Genomic DNA, 13,473 nt, shown 5'->3' with positions numbered 1-13,473 from the left:
CGGTACATGATCGGCGGTACAGACCAGTCTCCCGAGACGCACAACCAAGCGTGAGGTTCAGCCGTCTACTCCTGCGACCGGCGGCCCATCGCGCCGCCGACCGTGAAGGATGGACGCAGACGTGACGGACAGTGCTGGCACGCCGGCCGACCCGGATCAGCCGGGCCACCAGGCCGAGGACGAGCCGCGGGCGGGGGCACAGGCCGGGGCGCAGGCCGGGTCCGGGGCCACCGCCCCGCAGGACGGACCGCGTGAGCCCGGGTCCGGGAGCGATTCCGAGCCGGAGGCCGGTGACGGTGCCGCCGCCGGTGACGGTCAGGGTGCCGCGGCCGGTGGCGGTGGCGTGCAGACCTGGTCCGAGCGGCCCAAGGACGGGCTTCCCCCGGGTTACAAGCGCCACTGGCTCCGGTGGACGGCCCTCGCCGCCTCGTTCCTCGTGCTGATCGCCGCCGGAACCGGCTGGTGGCTGTACAAGAAGCTCGACGGGAACATCAAGACCGATACGAGCGCCGCCGCCGAGCTCAAGGCGTACGAGAAGGAGCGGCCCACGCCGATCGCGGTGGATGCCCAGAACATCCTGCTCATCGGCTCCGACAGCAGGGCCGGCGACAACCGCAAGTACGGCCGCGACGACGGCGGCAGCCAGCGTTCGGACACCACGATCCTGCTGCACCTCGCCGCGGACCGGCGGAGCGCCACCGCCGTCTCCATCCCGCGCGACCTGATGGTGGACATCCCCACGTGCCACACGGCCGACAAGAAGACCACCGGCAAGCGCTTCGCCCAGTTCAACTGGGCCTTCGAGGTCGGCGGAACGGCCTGCACGATCCGTACCGTCGAGCGGATGACGGGCGTCCGCGTCGACCATCACATGGTCGTCGACTTCAACGGCTTCAAGGACATGGTCAATGCCGTGGACGGTGTCGAGGTCTGCCTGAAGGAGCCCGTCAAGGACGACGACGCCCATCTGGAACTCCCGGCGGGGCGGCAGAAACTCGACGGTGAGGCGGCGCTCGGATACGTACGCGCCCGTAAATCCATCGGTGACGGCAGCGATACCGAACGAATGGACCGCCAGCAGAAGTTCCTGGGCGCTCTGGTGAACAAGATGCAGAGCAATGGCGTTCTGCTCAATCCCACGCGTCTCTATCCGGTCCTGGACGCGGCGACGAAGTCGCTGACCACCGACCCGGGGCTCGACTCGCTCCGGGATCTGTACGACCTGGTGCGCGGAATGCGGAACGTACCCACCGACAAGGTGCAGTTCCTGACGGTGCCCCGGCAGCCCTACCGGGCGAACCGCAATCGCGACGAGCTCGTCGAGCCCGACGCGGGGCGCCTGTTCAAGCAGCTGCGCGAGGACGCACCCGTCGCGGTGGTGCCGGCCGACCAGATCACCTCGTCCGCATCACCGGACGTCGACCCCACCGAGAACGAACCATCCGATGGAAAGCCGGACGATTCGGACTCCGCGAAGCCGAGCCCCGCACCGACCTTTTCGGGCTCGAATGCTGCGGATGACCTGTGCAAGCAGTAAAGCAATTCCCAAGCCACCGATGACAATCGGCGAGGAATGGGAAGTATGCCCGGTTGTAAGGGGCGTGCAATGTGTCACGACCGTCGCTCGTCGGCTGAGTGGCCGGATAGTGTGACGCGATCCGGTGCTCCCGACCGTCAGGTCGCGCACTGCTTCAGCGAAAGACCGAGCGCCTAGTCGGGGGAGGCGCCTCGCGTGGCACCGACGGAGGACCCAAGCAACCGTGGATGCGCAAAGCCGTGGGCGGGCGGACGGAACCGACCCCGCAGACCAGTGGGTTCTCAACCCGCACACCGGTGACTACGAACTGCGACTGGACCACTCCGGACCGCGTCCGGCGGGCGGCTCCGACGCCGGCCTCAGAAGCGGCTCCCCCGCCGGTGACCCCCGCGACGGCTCCGCCGGCCGCTCCGACGTGCAGCCACGGGTGCCCCGCCAGCGCGGACGCCGCTCGGCGGAGAACGGCCGCGCCCCCGAAACCGCCGGCGCGCCCGTCGGCCGCCGCAAGCGCAAGCCACCGAAGACCCGCAAGAAGAAGGCGCTGCTGTGGACGGGCGGGGTGATGGCCTTCGTGATCGTCGCGGGCTCCACCGGTGCGTACGCGCTCTATCAGAAGTTCAACGGGAACCTCGACACGATCGACGTGGGCGACGCGGGCAGCAAGAGCGTCACCGCCGACGGTCCGCTCAACATCCTGATCATCGGGACGGACAAGCGGACCGGTAAGGGCAACGAGGGATACGGCGACAAGGGCAGTACCGGCCACGCCGACACCAACATCCTCTTCCACGTCTCCGAGGACCGCACCAACGCCACGGCGATGAGCATCCCGCGTGACCTCATAACGGATATCCCGGACTGCGAGACGAAACAGCCGGACGGGTCGACCAAAGTCATTCCGGGCACGCAGAACGCCCGCTTCAACATCAGCCTCGGCCAGGAGGGCCGCGACCCCGGCTGCACCATGCGTACGGTCAAGGAGATCACCGGTATATCGGTGGACCACTTCATGATGGTGGACTTCAACGCCGTCAAGGAGCTCTCCACCGCGGTCGGCGGCGTCGAGGTCTGTCTGGCCAAGCCGGTCAAGGACCCCGACTCCCACCTCGATCTGCCGGCAGGCGTCTCCAGGGTCCAGGGCGAGCAGGCACTCGCCTTCGTACGCACCCGGCACAGCTTCGGCAACCACGGCGACCTGGACCGCATCAAGATCCAGCAGCAGTTCATCGGCTCGATGATCCGCCAGATGAAGTCGGACGACACCCTCACCAGCGCCTCGAAGCTCTACAAGCTCGCGGACACGGCGACCAAGGCCCTCACGGTCGACTCCGGCATCGGGTCGGTCAAGAAGCTGACGGACCTCGCCAAGGTGCTCGGCAAGGTCGACACCAAGAACATCACCTTCGTCACCATGCCCGTCATCGACAACCCGGCCGAGCCGAAGCCGGTGACCGTGGTCGTGGCCCCGACGAAGGGCGAGCAGCTGTTCGCCATGTTGCGCAACGACACCTCGCTGACCGAGGTGAAGAAGCAGGAGAAGCAGAAGGCGCAGGCCGCCAAGAGCAAGCAGGCGGCCCTGCTCAAGGGCCCGCAGGCCGAAGCGGCCGATGTGCGCGTCGACGTCCTCAACGGCGGCGACATCGCGGGCGCGGCGGGCACCACCGTCACCTGGCTCCAGAACGAGCAGGGCGTGCTGAAGTCCACGAACAAGGCGAACGCCCCGGCGAAGATCACCAAGACGACGCTGGAGTACGCGCCGAACCAGGCGGACCAGGCCCGCAAGCTCGCCGAGCTGATGGGGCTGCCCGCCACGGCGATGAAGCAGGGCACCACCGACGCCGAGGGGCTTCAGGCGATGGTGCTCACCCTGGGGGCCGACTTCAAGGGTGCGGGCATTCCCGTCACCGGGCCGGCAAAGGCGCCGGACGATATTCAGAGGGCAAGCGCCGACAAGGCGGAGTGCGCCAAGTGACCTTGCGTCAGCGCGCCATACGGAAAGTCTGAGCAGGGGGGCCTGGTGGGACGGAGCAGTACGCCTGGGGAGGGGACGCGGTCTCGCGTCCGGCACGACCGTCAACCCGGGAGGGACGACGGTTCCCACCGGAACGAGGACGGCGAGGGGCGCGGCGCGAACCGGGGCGGGGGGCGCCGGGGCGACAGCGGCAGGAGGCCTGCCGCTCCGGAGAGCGGACATCGGCGCGGCGGACCCAACCGCCGCTCCAGGCGGTCGGCCAAACGCGGGAAACACCGCATACTCCGCTGGGCCGCGTCCGTTCTCGCCTTCCTCATACTCGCCACCGGCGCCGCCGGTTACTTCTACTACGAGCACCTCAACAGCCAGCTCCGCAAGGGGAAGCGGAGCGCGGGCAACAGTGCGGCCAAGAAGACCGAGCCGAACGCGGCGGGACAGACGCCGCTGAACATCCTGCTGATCGGCTCGGACAGCCGTAACTCGGCGGCCAACCTCAAGCTGGGCGGCTCGAAGAAGTCCGTCGGCGCCAAGCCGCTCGCCGATGTCCAGATGCTCCTGCACGTGTCCGCGGACCGCAAGAACGCCTCGGTGGTCAGCATCCCGCGCGACACCCGGGTCGACATCCCCGCGTGTGTGGACCCGGAGAGCGGTGAGGAGGCACCCGCCACCAACGCTCCCATCAACGAGACGCTGGGCCGGGGCGGCCCCGGCTGCACGCTCGACACCTGGGAGAAGGAGACCGGCATCTACATCGACCACTGGATGATGGTCGACTTCGCCGGTGTGGTCTCCATGGCCGACGCGATCGGCGGCGCCTGGGTCTGTGTGAAGGACGACGTCTACGACCTCCCCAAGCCCAGGGTGCCCGGCGGTTCGGGTCTGCGGCTGAAGAAGGGCAAGCACAAGATCAAGGGCGAGCAGGCCCTTCAGTGGCTCCGCACCCGCCATGCCTTCGAGAGCGACTTCGGCCGGGCGAAGGCCCAGCACATGTACATGAACGCGGTGATCCGCGAGCTGACGAACCAGAACGCCTTCACCGACACCGGCCGGCTGATGAACCTCGCGGAGACGGCCACCGAGTCGCTCCAGGTGTCCGAGGAGATCGGTACGGTCAAGAAGCTGTTCGACCTCGCCATGCAGCTGAAGAACGTGCCGCTGGACCGCCTCAACATGCTGACCATGCCGCGCATTCCCGACCCGTTGGACCCCGACAGCCGGGTGCTGCCGAAGCCCGGTGCGGCGGAGAAGCTCTGGTCGCTGCTGCGCGACGACCGGCCGCTCGACAAGAAGGGCCGGGACGCCGAGGTCGAGAAGCGCAAGAAGGAGCAGGCCAAGCAGGAGGCGTCGGACGCTCCTGATCCGGCGGCTGCCGACGCCCTCGACGTGACCGTGGTCAACGGCACCGCCGCGGACGGCTCGTCGGCTGCCGAGGGCCGGGCGCGCACGATCGCGGAGCTGCTCCGGACGAAGGGCTTCACCCAGGCGGAGGCGGCGTCGGTGCCCGGGTCCGCGCTGACCACCCAGGTGACGTACCCGAAGTCCGCGGGCGCCCAGGGCAAGGTGGACGCGCTCTCCCTCACCGAGGCGCTGGGGCTGCCCGCTTCCGCGGTGAAGGTGTCCTCCGAGGCCGACTCCGTGACGCTGACCGTCGGTTCGGACTGGCGGACGGGTGACGCCTATCCGAAGGCCCTGGAGGACGACACCGATCCGCTGGAGGGCACCGAGGCGGAGAACGCGTCGGACGAGGGCGCCTGCATGGATGTGTACTGGCCGTACCGCACACCGTGACGGCATGAGGGCATGACGAGAGGAGGCCACCCGGGGATCCGGGTGGCCTCCTCTTTCGTGCTGCTGCGGGTCAGGCGGGCTGGCCGACCGCCGGGCGGCGGGAGGCGATGACCTTCTTCGCCAGCGCCCGCGGGCTCGTCAGGAAGCCGTACCCCCACGACATGTGCATGGTGGCCAGCGCCACCGGGATCTGGGCGCGGGCCTTGAGCGGCAGGCCCTTCCCGGCGGGCAGTGAACCGGCGACGATCGCGGCGACGTAACCGGCGGGCACGACGAGCGCCCACGGGGTGACGGCCACGCCTGCCACGAGACCCGCCGCGATCGCGCAGACGGCGGTCGGCGGGGCCAGGTAGCGCAGGTTGATCGAGCCGGCGTGGTAGCGGGCGACGACATGGCGCCAGCGGCCGTAGTCCTTGTACTGCTTGGCGAGCGCCCGCACCGAGGGGCGGGGGCGGTACTGGACCTTCAGCTCGGGCGAGAACCAGATCAGGCCGCCCGCCTCGCGGATCCGGAAGTTCAGCTCCCAGTCCTGGGCGCGGATGAACTCCACGTTGTAGCCGTCCGCCCGCTCCAGGGCCTCCCGGCGGAAGACCCCCAGATAGACGGTCTCGGCCGGTCCCGCCTGGCCACCCGTGTGGAAGGCCGCGTTGCCGACGCCGATCTTCGACGTCATCGCGGCGGCGACGGCGTCCTCCCAGGCGTTCTCGCCCTCGGCGTGCATGATGCCGCCGACGTTCTGCGCGCCCGTCTCCTCCAGGAGGCGGACGGCGGTCGCGATGTAGTTCGGCGAGAGCATGCCGTGGCCGTCGACCCGCACCACGATGGGGTGCCGGGACGCCTTGATCGCCGCGTTGAGCGCGGCCGGGGTGCGGCCGGTGGGGTTGGGCACGGTGTGGACCCGGGAGTCCTCCCGTACGAGCTCGGCGGCGATCTCGTCGGTGCGGTCCGTGGAGGGGCCGAGCGCGATCACCACCTCCATCTCACCGGCGTACTCCTGCTCCAGGATGTGCCGGACCGAGTTCCGGAGGTGACGCTCCTCGTTGAGCACCGGCATGATCACGGAGACGGCGGGGTACTGCGCGGCAGACATGTAGTCCTCAGGGGGTCCTCGGGGCGCCGGGGGACAGTCCCCGGGGGTGGCGCTGTTCGGCCGCCACGTTACCGCGAACGAGGGACACGGTCGCGCGCCGCCGGGTCGCATCCCGGAATGCAGATCGTATGGGCCTACTGTGCGAACGGTCCCCCTTGCACCGCGGAGGTGTCCCCCCGTGCCCACGCCACACCGCCCGCCCCGTCCGCCGCGCCCCCGCACCGCTCCCCCGCAGCGCAGGCCCAGAAAGCCGCAGGCGGCTCCCCGCTCACGCGTCCAGGACGAGCGGCCCCGGTGGGGCATGCGCGTGGCCACCGGCATCTCCGTGCTGGTGCTCGGGGCCGGGGGCATCGGTCACGCGGTGGTGAGCAGCCTGGAGACCGGGATCGACCGCGTCGACGCGTTCAAGGACATGAAGAACCGGCCCCGGGGCGGCCACGGCCTCAATCTCCTGCTCGTCGGCACGGACGGCCGCGAGAAGATCACCACCGCGGAGAAGAAGGAGTACCGGCTGGGCGGTGCTCCCTGCCACTGCACCGACACGATCATGCTGGTGCACCTGTCGGCCGACAAGGGGCGGGCCAGCGTGGTGAGCCTGCCGCGCGACAGTTACGCGGAGATGCCCGCGCATACGGACGCGACGACCGGGAAGCACCACGAGGGCCACCCGGTGAAGCTGAACGCCGCCTACGCGGAGGGCGGCCCCAATCTGACCGTACGGACCGTCGAGCACATGACCGGCGTGAAGATCGACCACTATCTGGAGGCCGACTTCACCAGCTTCATGAAGACGGTCGACACCGTGGGCGGGGTGCAGATCTGCACGGCCCGGCCGATGAAGGACTCGTACACGGGTCTGGACCTCCCGGCCGGCACGCACGAGCTGAACGGCGGCGAGGCGCTCCAGTACGTCCGCTCCCGGCACATCGACGGCGCGGCCGACCTCGGGCGGATGCAGCGCCAGCAGAGGTTCATGGCCGCGCTGATCAGGCAGACCACCAGCAGCGGCGTGCTGATGAACCCCGTGAAGTTCCAGCAGGTCGCCTCGTCGATGCTGGGCTCGGTCCGGGCCGACAAGGGCTTCGGTACGAAGCAGATGCTGGCGCTCGGCAAGGCGATGCGCGGCTTCACCCCCGCCTCGTCCGAATTCACCTCCGTGCCGATCGCGAATCCGTCGTTCCCGGTCAAGGGCATCGGCTCGACGGTGCAGTGGGACGCGAAGAAGTCGCAGAAGCTGTTCCGGGCGCTGCGCGACGACAAGCCGCTCGCGCCCGTGCGGCCGAAGCAGCCCAAGGCGACGCTCGTCGACGTGTCACCGCAGGAGATCCGGGTGCAGGTCTACAACGGCACCCCGAAGGACGGCCTCGGCAAGGACGTCGACGCGGCCCTGCGCGGCACGGGCTTCGACACCACGCGTGCCCCGCTCAACGGGGACGTGCGCGATCTGAAGCGGACCCTGGTGACGTACGACCCCCGCTGGGACCGCTCGGCGAAGACCCTGGCCACCGCGTTGCCCGGGGCCGAGCTGAAGGCCGTGAAGGGTCAGGGCGCGACGTTGAGGGTGACGGCCGGGTCCGACTACCGCTCGGTGCAGCGGGTGAAGGCGGAGAGCCCTCAGCAGGGCGAGTTCTCGGCGGTGACGGGCGACGAGGTGGTCTGCCCGTGACGCGGCCGGCGCCTGTCAGTCGTCGATGCCGTCGGCCACGCGCTTCTCGCGCAGCTCCCTGATCGCGCGCCGCCTGGCCAGCCGGTGCGTCCGGCGGATCTGGGCCTCCTGGTAGCGCCGCTTGTCCTGCTCCGTCTCGGGAATCACCGGCGGTACGGTGCGCGGCCTGCCGTCCGCGTCGACGGCCGCGAACACGAGGTACGCGCTGCCGACCTGCTGGGCGGGGGTCGACTCGTTCCAGCGCTCGGCCATGACACGGACGCCGACCTCCATCGAGGAGCGGCCGGTCCAGTTGACCTGGGCGCGGACGTGAACAAGGTCACCCACGCGGACCGGCTCCAGGAAGACCATCTCGTCCATCGACGCGGTCACGGCGGGCCCGCCGGAGTGCCGACCGGCCACGGCGCCCGCCGCGTCGTCGACCAGTTTCATGATCACGCCGCCGTGCACCGTACCGAGGAGATTGGTGTCGTTGCCGGTCATGATGTGGCTGAGAGTCGTCCGTGAAGCCGCGGTCGGCTTGCCCGGAATCTCGCCCTCCGGGTGCGGGGCCTGATCTGTCATGCCCTCCACCTTATGCGCGGGGTTGGGTACCGCAGAATGCATCAGCTTCGCAACAGCCCTGGACCGATTTGGCTCACCCCCTGTAAGAGCCGTGGGCTCGGACTGCACACTGGTCCGCATGAACGAATGGCCCGAAGGACGGACCGGCGACCGCGACCGCTACGGCCGGGGAAGCTCCAGCCCCCAGCCGGAGGGCGTGCGCGCCATGCCGCACATCCAGCGGCGCCCCGCGCCGCCGCAGGCGCCCCAGGTCCCGCCGCAGGGCCAGGGCTACGACGACCGTTACGGAAACGGCCCCGGCTATGACAGCGGGTACAACACGGGCCAGGTCTACGGCGGCGGCAACGCCGGCGGCCAGGGCGGTGGCGGACACGGCGGGGGCGGCGGTCGCGGATACGGCGACAGCGGTTACGTCCAGGGCCGCCCGGCCCCCGACTGGCGCCGCCGGATCAAGGTGGGCGCGCTGACCCTGGTGGTCGTGGTGCTCGGCGTCTCGATCTCCACGTACTTCTGGGCCGACTCGAAGCTCAAGCGCGAGGTGGACCTCTCGAAGGTCATCGAGCGTCCGTCCGAGGGCGACGGCACGAACTATCTGATCGTCGGTTCCGACAGCCGTGAGGGCATGACGGCCGAGGACAAGAAGAAGCTCCACACCGGTTCCGCCGAGGGCAAGCGGACCGACTCGATGATGATCCTGCACGACGGCTCCAACGGCCCGACGCTGGTCTCCCTGCCGCGTGACTCGAACGTCGAAATACCGTCGTTCGTCGGCTCGGAGTCCGGCAAGTCGTACAAGGGCACCGGCCGTACGGTGAAGCTGAACGCCGCGTACGCGGAGGACGGCCCCGAACTGCTGGTCCGCACAGTCGAGTTCAACACCGGACTGCGCATCGACCACTACGTCGAGATCGGCTTCGGCGGCTTCGCGCAGATCGTGGACGCGATCGGCGGGGTGGAGCTCGACATTCCCAAGGCGTTCAAGGACAAGAAGTCCGGCGCCGACTTCCAGGCCGGGAAGCAGACCCTGAACGGCGAGCAGTCCCTCGCGTTCGTCCGTACCCGGCACGCGTTCAGCAGTGACCTGGACCGCACCAAGAACCAGCAGAAGTTCCTCGCGGCACTGGCGAGCCAGACGGCCACCCCGTCGACGGTCCTCAACCCGTTCAAGCTGTACCCGACGATGGGCGCCGGCCTGGACACGCTGATCGTCGACAAGGACATGTCGATCTGGTCCCTGAGCCAGATGTTCCTCGCGATGAAGGGCGTCACGGGCGGCGACGGTACGTCGCTGAACATGCCGATCTCGGGCAGCATCGGCAGCAACCTCGTCTGGGACAAGCCCAAGGTCGAGCAGTTGGTGAAGGAGCTCAAGAACGACGAGAAGGTCACCGTCACCGGCAACTGACGGCGCACGGCTAAGGGGCCCGGACGGTTTTCCGTCCGGGCCCCTCCGTGTGCCGCGCGGTCACACGACGCCACCGGCCGGGCCCTGCGGCTCCACCTCGCCGAGGTCCTCGTAGAGCGCGCCCAGCACGCGTCCTGTGGGCTCGCCCTGCGGCGACAGCTCGGCCAGACGCCACCTGGGCAGCTGAACCTCGACCTCGGGCGGGAGGCCGCCGTCCGCCGGATCGGCCAGTCCGTAGAGCAGACCGAACGCCGTCTCCCTGGCGACCTCGCGGGCCATCTCGCCCAGCTCATCGGGCGTCAGCCCGAGACTCAGCGCCCGCTCGACGACCGCGCTCGCCGGGCCGCCCCTCCGGTAGGCCTCGACCCACTGGGGCGCCGCCGAACTCCATGCGTCGATGTCCTGCCAGACCATGCGCAGGAACCGGTAGCGGGCCAGCTGAGGGATGTTCTCCTCGGCCTCGGATTCGGCCCATCCCTGTGCGTCGTCGGCACCCAGCGCCTCGAACAGGACGGTGAGCTTGTCGATGTCGGTCATGGACAGGGAAGGTACGCCACGGCCGGTCGGAACCCGCCTGTCCCGTTGGTAACTTGGGCTGCTTCTGCCTGTCTTCAGCTCTTCGGGGGAACCATGAGCCAGCCCCAGCCGCCGCAGTACAACCCGTACAGCCAACCGCCGCCCATGCCCCAGGCGCCGCCGGGGTACGGGGCACCGCAGCAGCCGTACCCCGGTCAGCCGCCCATGCAGTCCTGGCAGCAGCCGATGCCTCCGGGCCCGCCGTACCCGCAGCAGCCGATGCCCTTCGGGCAGCCGGAGAGGCGCGGCCATCCGGTCGGCGCGTTCTTCCTCGGTTACGTCGCCTCGGTCGTCGTCTCGCTGGCCTACAGCGGCCTCGTCCTGGCCACGTACGAGGACCAGACGAAGGACGTCGCCCAGATCCTGTACATAGCCCACGCACTCCTCAACGGAGCGGTCGTGGGAGCCCTGATCGGACTGGTGGGGCGCCGCAGCGGCGGCGCCTGGATCAGCGGCGCGATCATCGCCCCGCTCGGTGTCTTCTTCGGCCACACCAACGCGGTGCCGATGATCATCGCCGACATCAACGGGATGGCCGCCGTCGGCGACATGATGGAGGCCGACCCGTTCATCCCGGTCAAGGCGTGGTGGGGCGGCCACGGGGACACCGAGTGGGTCTCCCTGCTCGGCCTCGTGATCGCGGCGGCGACGGCCTGGGTGCTGGCCTACGCGACGGGTCGGCGCCGCTGACCCTCGCGGGGTCAGCTGCCGGAGGCGTACGAGACGAAGCCCGCCCATGCTCCCGGCCCGAAGGCCAGACGGGGGCCCTGCACGTTCTTGGAATCGCGGACGTGGACGGTGCCGGGGGCGGACGCGACCTCGACGCACTCATTGCTGTTGCTGCTGTCGCTATAGCTGCTCTTGAACCACTCCAGCGCGGCCTTGCTGACCATGACTCCCTCCTGGGACGTCAGTTGTCGGAGGCGTACGAGACGAAGCCCGCCCATGCACCCGGATCGAAGGCCAGACGGGGGCCCTGCACGTTCTTGGAATCGCGGACGTGGACGGTGCCGGGGGCGGACGCGACCTCGACGCAAGAGTCGCCTTCGCTGCTGCTGCTGTAGCTGCTCTTGAACCACACCAGCGCGGCGTTGCTGACCATGACTCCCCCTGGGACGTCAGTTGTCGGAGGCGTACGAGACGAAGCCCGCCCATGCTCCCGGCCCGAAGGCCAGGCGGGGGCCCTGCACGTTCTTGGAATCGCGGACGTGGACGGTGCCGGGGGCGGGTGCCACCTCGACGCAGTCGTTGCCGTCGCCACTACTGCTGTAACTGCTCTTGAACCACTCCAGCTCAGAGAAGTCCCCAGCAGAGGGGTTGTCGATCATGTCTCTCCCAGCACTTGCTCGATGAAGGCCAGTGACTCCCGTGGCGTGAGAGCCTGGGCCCGGATCATCCCATAGCGCAACTCAAGGATTCTGAGCTGCTTAGGGTCGGAAACTGGACGGCCGCTGAACGCCCCCTCGGAACGCCCAACAGCACTGCCGTCAGGGAATTTCAGCACCTCGATCAGCCCACCCGTGCCGGGATGTTCTTCACGGTGGGTAGGCATCACCTGGATCGCTACGTTCCGCAACTGACCCACTTCCAGTAGGCGTTCGAGTTGTCGGCGCCAGACCATTGTGCCTCCGACCGGGCGGCGAAGCGTCACTTCCTCCTGGATAAAACTGAGCGATGGAAGCGGATTGCGGTCGAAGATGGATCGCCGGGCCATGCGAGCGGCAACCACCCGATCCACCTCATCGAGCGTGTAGGCAGGCAGCCATGAGGCGAACAGGGCCCGCATATGCTCCTCGGTCTGCAACAGGCCGTTGATGTTGTGATTGTGGTACGCCTCCACCTCGACGACCTTGGCCTCCATCTTCGTCAGATCCCGCACCTTCTTCGGGTACCGGACCTCCGCCACATCCTTCTTCATCGCGGCAAGCTTCCCGCCCGCGCCCAGGACTTCGTCCGCCCTGTCCAGGAACTCCGGGCGGGGGATGCGCCGGCCGCCCTCCACCTTGTAGACCAGGTCCTCGCCGTACCCGATCGCCGCTCCGAACTCGCCCGCGCGCAGGCCCGACGCCTCGCGCCACGCCTTGATCTGGCGGCCCACCGCGGCGACCACCGCGACCCCCGACTCGTCGTCCGGGTCGACATCCCAGCCAGGCTCGTCCGCCCCGCCGTCCCCGTGCTGCGTACCGGCCCCATCCACGCTCATCCGTGCCCCACTTCCCGCCTTGCGTGCCGTTCGTCCTCAACCGCCTCTGTTCCCCGCACGTCACGCCGGACAGCCGGGACAGCACTGGACAAGCCCGGGACAATCACCGTACGCAAGGGCTCCGTCACTGTTCACGGTACGCAGACACGGCCACGCTGAGTGATGTGAATCCAGAAACCGCGCTTCCCCAACGCCCCACCATGACCCGTGCGTTCACCGTGCTGCTCTCGCCCACCCGTCGGGGCGCCAGGCTCGCCCGACTACTGACCGTGGCTCATCTCGACCTGTGGGGACTGCCTTCGGAGGCGGCCGCGCACATCGTGGCCGAGCTGGCCACGAACGCCGCGGTGCATGGGCGCGTACCGGGGCGGGACTTCCGCCTGGAACTCACTGTGCGCGAGGGCTCGTTGCTGAGGATCGAGGTCACCGACGCCCGGGGCGAGTGTCTGCCGCCCGGTCCAGGTGCCACCAGGCCGCCCACCGATGACGCGGAGACCGGGCGTGGCCTGCTCATCGTCGAGGCCCTCGCCGACCACTGGGGAGTCATCCCGGGACCCGTACCCCGCAAGACGGTTTGGGCGGAAATCTCCCTCGTGTCGTGACCGTCTCCACCGGATCGTGGATATCCGCGACCCGGTGGACCGCGACCTGGCGGCCCACGACATCAAAGAA

14 protein-coding genes are annotated in these 13,473 nt (G+C 69.0%); 7 read left to right on the top strand and 7 right to left on the bottom strand.

The features are described 5' to 3' along the window. Positions 1-109: 109 nt before the first annotated feature. The 3 genes from AC07FA_RS26475 (at position 110) to AC07FA_RS26465 (ending at position 5,297) form a co-directional block, all read left to right on the top strand. Positions 110-1,537: an LCP family protein gene (locus AC07FA_RS26475; protein ID WP_479078748.1), complete on the top strand. Its 1,428-nt coding sequence runs from the start codon at positions 110-112 to the stop codon at positions 1,535-1,537. A gap of 223 nt (positions 1,538-1,760) precedes the next feature. Beyond that, complete coding sequence (locus tag AC07FA_RS26470) at positions 1,761-3,509, top strand: LCP family protein (protein ID WP_479078746.1); 1,749 nt, start codon at positions 1,761-1,763, stop codon at positions 3,507-3,509. A 45-nt stretch (positions 3,510-3,554) separates the two neighbouring features. Further along, on the top strand, positions 3,555-5,297 hold the full coding sequence (locus AC07FA_RS26465; protein ID WP_479078745.1) for an LCP family protein: 1,743 nt from the start codon (positions 3,555-3,557) through the stop codon (positions 5,295-5,297). Between the two features lie 70 nt (positions 5,298-5,367). Here AC07FA_RS26465 and AC07FA_RS26460 read toward each other — a convergent pair whose 3' ends face one another. Further along, positions 5,368-6,387 carry a glycosyltransferase family 2 protein gene (locus tag AC07FA_RS26460; RefSeq protein WP_479078744.1) on the bottom strand — a complete coding sequence of 340 codons (1,020 nt, stop codon included), beginning with the start codon at positions 6,385-6,387 and terminating at the stop codon, positions 5,368-5,370. Between the two features lie 178 nt (positions 6,388-6,565). Here AC07FA_RS26460 and AC07FA_RS26455 point away from each other — a divergent pair, with 178 nt between their 5' ends. After that, positions 6,566-8,053 carry an LCP family protein gene (locus tag AC07FA_RS26455; protein ID WP_479078743.1) on the top strand — a complete coding sequence of 496 codons (1,488 nt, stop codon included), beginning with the start codon at positions 6,566-6,568 and terminating at the stop codon, positions 8,051-8,053. Positions 8,054-8,068: 15 nt separating this feature from the next. On the opposite strand, the gene AC07FA_RS26450 is transcribed toward AC07FA_RS26455, so the two are convergent. Then, positions 8,069-8,617, bottom strand: a complete 549-nt coding sequence (locus AC07FA_RS26450) for an acyl-CoA thioesterase (RefSeq protein WP_479078742.1) — start codon at positions 8,615-8,617, stop codon at positions 8,069-8,071. A gap of 118 nt (positions 8,618-8,735) precedes the next feature. Here AC07FA_RS26450 and AC07FA_RS26445 point away from each other — a divergent pair, with 118 nt between their 5' ends. Then, the gene (locus tag AC07FA_RS26445) at positions 8,736-10,022 is read left to right on the top strand and encodes an LCP family protein (RefSeq protein WP_479078741.1); all 1,287 of its coding nucleotides are present in this window, start codon (positions 8,736-8,738) and stop codon (positions 10,020-10,022) included. 60 nt (positions 10,023-10,082) lie between these two features. Here AC07FA_RS26445 and AC07FA_RS26440 read toward each other — a convergent pair whose 3' ends face one another. Beyond that, complete coding sequence (locus AC07FA_RS26440; RefSeq protein WP_479078740.1) at positions 10,083-10,559, bottom strand: hypothetical protein; 477 nt, start codon at positions 10,557-10,559, stop codon at positions 10,083-10,085. 93 nt (positions 10,560-10,652) lie between these two features. Between AC07FA_RS26440 and AC07FA_RS26435 the strand changes: the two genes are divergently transcribed. Continuing rightward, positions 10,653-11,288: a hypothetical protein gene (locus tag AC07FA_RS26435; RefSeq protein ID WP_479078738.1), complete on the top strand. Its 636-nt coding sequence runs from the start codon at positions 10,653-10,655 to the stop codon at positions 11,286-11,288. A gap of 11 nt (positions 11,289-11,299) precedes the next feature. Here the strand turns inward: AC07FA_RS26435 and AC07FA_RS26430 are convergent, their stop codons facing one another. The 4 genes from AC07FA_RS26430 to AC07FA_RS26415 are packed head-to-tail and all read right to left on the bottom strand — an operon-like array spanning position 11,300 to position 12,801. Next, positions 11,300-11,491 (bottom strand): DUF397 domain-containing protein, encoded by a 192-nt coding sequence (locus tag AC07FA_RS26430; protein WP_479078736.1) that lies wholly within the window; start codon positions 11,489-11,491, stop codon positions 11,300-11,302. Positions 11,492-11,508: 17 nt separating this feature from the next. Further along, positions 11,509-11,700, bottom strand: coding sequence for a DUF397 domain-containing protein (locus AC07FA_RS26425; protein ID WP_479078734.1), 192 nt, complete (start codon positions 11,698-11,700; stop codon positions 11,509-11,511). 16 nt (positions 11,701-11,716) lie between these two features. Continuing rightward, on the bottom strand, positions 11,717-11,926 hold the full coding sequence (locus tag AC07FA_RS26420; protein WP_479078732.1) for a DUF397 domain-containing protein: 210 nt from the start codon (positions 11,924-11,926) through the stop codon (positions 11,717-11,719). Beyond that, positions 11,923-12,801, bottom strand: a complete 879-nt coding sequence (locus AC07FA_RS26415; protein WP_479078730.1) for a helix-turn-helix domain-containing protein — start codon at positions 12,799-12,801, stop codon at positions 11,923-11,925. Before AC07FA_RS26415 ends, AC07FA_RS26420 begins: the two co-directional genes overlap by 4 nt. 200 nt (positions 12,802-13,001) lie before the next feature. Between AC07FA_RS26415 and AC07FA_RS26410 the strand changes: the two genes are divergently transcribed. Continuing rightward, positions 13,002-13,403, top strand: coding sequence for an ATP-binding protein (locus tag AC07FA_RS26410; protein ID WP_479078815.1), 402 nt, complete (start codon positions 13,002-13,004; stop codon positions 13,401-13,403). Positions 13,404-13,473 lie beyond the last annotated feature (70 nt).

Source organism: Streptomyces sp. NPDC045968, assembly GCF_056430475.1.
This window is presented reverse-complemented; position numbering and strand designations above follow the sequence as displayed.

Coding starts and splice junctions, on each gene's coding strand:
- AC07FA_RS26475 (WP_479078748.1), top strand. CDS start 110: ATGGACGCAGACGTGACGGACAGTGCTGGCACGCCGGCCGACCCGGAT.
- AC07FA_RS26460 (WP_479078744.1), bottom strand. CDS start 6,387: ATGTCTGCCGCGCAGTACCCCGCCGTCTCCGTGATCATGCCGGTGCTC.
- AC07FA_RS26450 (WP_479078742.1), bottom strand. CDS start 8,617: ATGACAGATCAGGCCCCGCACCCGGAGGGCGAGATTCCGGGCAAGCCG.
- AC07FA_RS26445 (WP_479078741.1), top strand. CDS start 8,736: ATGAACGAATGGCCCGAAGGACGGACCGGCGACCGCGACCGCTACGGC.
- AC07FA_RS26440 (WP_479078740.1), bottom strand. CDS start 10,559: ATGACCGACATCGACAAGCTCACCGTCCTGTTCGAGGCGCTGGGTGCC.
- AC07FA_RS26435 (WP_479078738.1), top strand. CDS start 10,653: ATGAGCCAGCCCCAGCCGCCGCAGTACAACCCGTACAGCCAACCGCCG.
- AC07FA_RS26430 (WP_479078736.1), bottom strand. CDS start 11,491: ATGGTCAGCAAGGCCGCGCTGGAGTGGTTCAAGAGCAGCTATAGCGAC.
- AC07FA_RS26425 (WP_479078734.1), bottom strand. CDS start 11,700: ATGGTCAGCAACGCCGCGCTGGTGTGGTTCAAGAGCAGCTACAGCAGC.
- AC07FA_RS26420 (WP_479078732.1), bottom strand. CDS start 11,926: ATGATCGACAACCCCTCTGCTGGGGACTTCTCTGAGCTGGAGTGGTTC.
- AC07FA_RS26415 (WP_479078730.1), bottom strand. CDS start 12,801: ATGAGCGTGGATGGGGCCGGTACGCAGCACGGGGACGGCGGGGCGGAC.
- AC07FA_RS26410 (WP_479078815.1), top strand. CDS start 13,002: ATGACCCGTGCGTTCACCGTGCTGCTCTCGCCCACCCGTCGGGGCGCC.